3 protein-coding genes are annotated in these 4,316 nt (G+C 67.3%); 2 read left to right on the forward strand and 1 reads right to left on the reverse strand.

Features of this window, described 5'->3' with window-relative positions:
- The first annotated feature begins 914 nt into the window (after positions 1-914).
- Together FVW27_RS08900 and FVW27_RS08905 are read left to right on the forward strand one after the other, a co-directional pair.
- A complete protein-coding gene (locus tag FVW27_RS08900) occupies positions 915-1,502 on the forward strand; it encodes a GNAT family N-acetyltransferase (protein ID WP_167124449.1) in 588 nt (195 codons plus the stop codon).
- 200 nt (positions 1,503-1,702) lie between these two features.
- A complete protein-coding gene (locus FVW27_RS08905; RefSeq protein WP_167124451.1) occupies positions 1,703-2,272 on the forward strand; it encodes an ABC transporter C-terminal domain-containing protein in 570 nt (189 codons plus the stop codon).
- 137 nt (positions 2,273-2,409) lie between these two features.
- Here the strand turns inward: FVW27_RS08905 and ipdC are convergent, their stop codons facing one another.
- Complete coding sequence (ipdC, locus tag FVW27_RS08910; protein WP_167124453.1) at positions 2,410-4,119, reverse strand: indolepyruvate/phenylpyruvate decarboxylase; 1,710 nt, start codon at positions 4,117-4,119, stop codon at positions 2,410-2,412.
- Positions 4,120-4,316: the final 197 nt, after the last annotated feature.

Consider the following 4,316-nt stretch of genomic DNA (forward strand, 5'->3'; position numbering starts at 1 on the left):
CGGTGGCAGCGGCGGCGGCGAGGACGGCCACTGCCCGTGGCTGCGCCACACCCCGGACGGCCACGGCATCTGCGCCATCCACGAAACCAAGCCCGCCCGCTGCCGCGACTATCCGGCGGGATGCGCGCAAGCCCGGAGCATCGGCTGCATGGCCGAACTCTGAACGATCGCCGCAAGCCCCTCTTCCCGGCACGGCACCGGCACATCCCCCCCCCCCCCCCCCCCCCCCCCCCCCCCCCCCGGACACGCGCACCCGGACACGCGCACCCGGACACGCGCACCCGGCGCGTCTTTCCTCCATCTGCCCCCGCCTACTGCGGCATGCCCACCACAGGCCGCCCGCCATTGCCCATGCGGTCACACCGCCACGGAGCACTGCATACTGCTTCGGATATACCTTGCAGTATTTCATGATGCACCGTGCATTGTGAAAAGCTTTCAACGTTGCCGTTTTACAACATCTTACGAAGCCATGTACATCAATGCAGGACAATACTCCGCACAAATCAATCCTGCCATGTTTTTTCGCAAACAAGCTTGACTTCCAAAAAAATCCATGCAATCATGGATACGATTTTCACAAACCAGTGCACATCTTCTCAAGACACATAACTTTCAATATGACCATGCAGCAGCAGAACACCACGATCAAACGCACCTTCACAGGCTGCGGTGCACCGCAACCCCAGTGCGGCGAGCATGGCCGTGGTTCGTGTTCCGGATTCTTCCGCTTCGCCGCCGCCCCTCGCGGCCTCTTCCTCCGTGCCGCCCGCGAGGCGCACGGGGGGTAGTCCTGCCTACATCGGCCGCTCCGGCCACGGACGTCCCCCCTTTCTCCGCAACGGAAAGGGGGGACTTTTGCGTCGTCCGCGCTCCGCCCGTGTCATCCAGACCAATCTCAAAAGGAACATCCCATGTCCCACCTGTCGCACACGCAGCTAGAGCTCGCACCCGAACAGATCCGCAATGCCCACATCCGCCGCCCCGTGCCTCCCCCCATTATGCCGGTGATGCCGGTGATGCCGGGCGCGTCCGACACCCCCCTGCCCCCCACCTCGTCGCGGCAGCCATGCACCGACACCAGGCCGTGCCCCACCCCCGCGGCAACGGAACTGCCCCCGGCCACCCTGGCCGCGCGCCAGTGCTACCTGCGCCACACAACGCCCGTGCCGAACAGCCGGTCCGGCTTCCGGCAACTGGGGCCGGTACGCATGCTGGTGTGCTTCTGGCAGGACCGCATGTCGCTGCTGCAAATCCATTCCGACGCCCGCCGCGCCGGGCACGGCTCGCAGGCCATGGCCCTGCTGGTGGCCATTGCCGAACGCCACGGGCTGCACATCGTGGCCAATGCCTTGCCCCTGGCCCACGGCAACGGTTGCCTGGACCAGCGCACGCTTACCGAGTGGTATCTGGGCTTCGGCTTTCAACGCATTCCGGGCAGTTCCATGAACGCCATCATCTATACCCCTGCCCACATTTCCCGGGCCGCAGGCACGGACTGAACCGCCTCCCGTCCGCTCCCCCGCACGCCGAAGCAGAGGGAAACGTTTTCCCGTTACACGCCTTTTGCATGCCCGTGCCCACGCAGAAAAGGGCGGCAGGTCCTGCCGGATGCCGTGCGCGTCCCACTCTCCCCCCCGGCCAGCCGAAACAGCTGCAGACACGGGACGGACAGCCGCCAACATGCACGGAGGATGCGGTCATGAGCGATTGGACAATGGAGTTGATGCAGGGCTACGGGGTGTCGTCCACCGAATACATCTCGGGCATCTCCAACACCCGGCGCGCCACGCAAAGTGTTGCCACCACGCAGTCCGGCGACCGGGTGTCCATATCCGAGGAAGCCATGCGCCTTGCCCGCGAGATGCTGGCCGCACGCCAGCAGGCCGAGGCGGACGCCGCCCAGGAAGCGGGCACCCTGACCGGGGCAGGCACGGCGGACGGCGACACCGGCGATGCCGATGCGTCGGCCTCGTCCTCCACCTCTGCCGCCGCCGCTGGTGGCGGTTCTGGCGGCGATTCCACGGCCAAGCAGATCGAGGAACTGCAAAAGAAGATCGAACAGTTGCAGCAGCAGATCGCGCAGGTGGAGCAGGGTTCTTCCCCCGACGGGGTGAAGGAATCGGTCACCCGCCCGCTGTACCAGCAGATCAACGAGTTGCAGCAGCAGATCAACGAATTGCAGGCCCAGGCCGCCAAGCAGGCTTCCGGCGGGGGCGGCGGGACGGGCAGCGCCGTGTCATTCGCCTCGCTGGGCAAGTCGGGAAAGTAGCAACGCCGCAACGGCTCCCTTCCTCTGCGCCGAACGCATGCGGGGCGCGGTCCATCGGACCGCGCCCCGTTTCGTTTGCGTTTTTTGCCGGGCAGCGCCCGGCCACTTCACATGCAGAAATCCGCATGCACTCCCGGCTACTTCACGCCGGAAACCCGCTTCACCCCGGCCACGAAGTTGGCCAGCGTGTCGGAGATGGCGCCCTTTTCCAGCCGCACGTCGATAAGCTGGAAGCGCCCGCGCTCCGTGGTGGCCGCAGCAAACGCCGCCGCCAGTTCGCGCCGGGTGGTCACGCGGTGGCCGCGCCCGCCCAGCGCATCGGCAAAGGCGGCAAAGTCCAGCGTGTTGATGGCGCTGTACGAGGTTTCCGGCTGGAACACCCGCAGCATCTCCCACGAGGCGTTGTTGAACACCACGACCACCGGGTCGATGCCAAGACGCGCGCAGTTGCCAAGCTCCATGCCGGTCATCTGGAAGGCTCCGTCGCCCACCAGTGTCAGCGAACGCTTCCCGGTGGTCACCTGCAAGCCCATGCCCGCGGGCACGCCAAAGCCCATGCTGGCGTAGTACCCCGGCCCCACCATGGGCACGGGACGCACCGACAGCGCGGTGAACAGGCAGTCGCCGATGTCGCAGGCCAACGGCCACGGCAAGGGGCGCCCGCCAAAGGGCCACGGCATCGGATCGGGATCGGCGCCGACAGCCGGTCCGTTCAACACGCCATCGTAGAAATCGTTGAGCAGCACGGCGATGTCGTCGGGCGTCACCGGGGCGTCGTCCGCCACAAAGCCGCGCCGGTAGACCACGTTGCGGCCCAGTGCACCGTCCACATCCAGCGGGGCCGGGCAGACCCGCCCCCCTTCGGGAAGGGCCGCCAGCAGCGCATCCACCAGCTTTTCCAGCGGAATGTCGTGGTAAGTGTGGAAGCCCATGCGCACCTCGCGGTCCTCGGCGTGCATCAGGCGGCGGCGGTCGATGTGGCTGGACGACACCCCGAAGTTGGTGTCGGACATGATCACCCCCAGCAGCAACAGACCGTCGGAGCCTTCCACTGCCTGAGTGATGGCGGCATCGCCCGCCACGCCCATGTAGGTGCCTTGCAGGCAGGCCTTGCCCGCCAGCAGCCCGCGCCCCATGAAGCTGGTGACCACGGGCACGCCCAACCGGTCGGCCAGTTCCGCCACGCGGTCCTCAAGGCCGTAACGACGCACCTCCACGCCCACCATCAGCACCGGACGGCTGGCGGTGCGCAGCCGGGCCAGCACTTCCGCCGCGCAGGCGGCCACCGCCTCTTCGTCGCAAGGGGTGGGCACATGCGGGGCCACCGGGCCGCAGGCCACGGCGGGCATGTCGCGCGGAATCTCCAGGTACACCGGGCGCGAATGCTCCAGGCAGTTGCGCAGCACCCGCTCGATGATGGCGGGCGCGGTGGCCGGGTCGTCCAGAATGCCCTGATCGCAGGTGACTTCCTGATACATGCGGAACTGCGAGCCCACGGTCTTCACCTGATGGTGCAGCAGAAGGCCGCGCGCCCTCTCCGCCGTACCCGGCGCCCCGGAAATGACCACCACGGGCGACTTTTCGGCAAAGGCCTGGGCTACGGCGTTCAGCATGTTGATGGCCCCGGCCCCGTAGGTGACGGCGGCCACGCTGAGCCCCCGGCGAATGCGCGCGGCGGCGTCGGCGGCAAAGCCCAGCCCCGGCTCATGCGTCAGGGTGATCAGCGGCAGGATGCCGGTCTGCTCGATGATCTTGAAATACGGCAGCGCGAAGTCGCCGGGGATACCCCAGACCTCGCGCGCGCCGCGTTCCTTCAGGGCGTGCAGCAGCGCTTCGGTGATGTTCATGCTCTTCCTCGTGAGGCTTGTGATCGCGGTAATGTGCCGGGGATATGCCGGGCGATGCGCAACACGGCCGCCACGCGGGCGGCCAGACCACGGCACACCGCACCTAGACCAAAAGCCGGGGCGCGGCAAGCCGAAGCCGCCGCACCCGTGGGGAACGTCCGCCGATCCGGCGCGGGTCAGCCCGCGTCCCGGCCCAG

Source organism: Nitratidesulfovibrio liaohensis, assembly GCF_011682075.1.
GTDB lineage: Bacteria > Desulfobacterota > Desulfovibrionia > Desulfovibrionales > Desulfovibrionaceae > Cupidesulfovibrio > Cupidesulfovibrio liaohensis.

What these genes read in the sequence shown, in the direction of transcription:
- FVW27_RS08900 (WP_167124449.1), top strand. Translation starts at nt 915, where the DNA reads ATGTCCCACCTGTCGCACACGCAGCTAGAGCTCGCACCCGAACAGATC.
- FVW27_RS08905 (WP_167124451.1), top strand. Translation starts at nt 1,703, where the DNA reads ATGAGCGATTGGACAATGGAGTTGATGCAGGGCTACGGGGTGTCGTCC.
- ipdC (WP_167124453.1), bottom strand. Translation starts at nt 4,119, where the DNA reads ATGAACATCACCGAAGCGCTGCTGCACGCCCTGAAGGAACGCGGCGCG.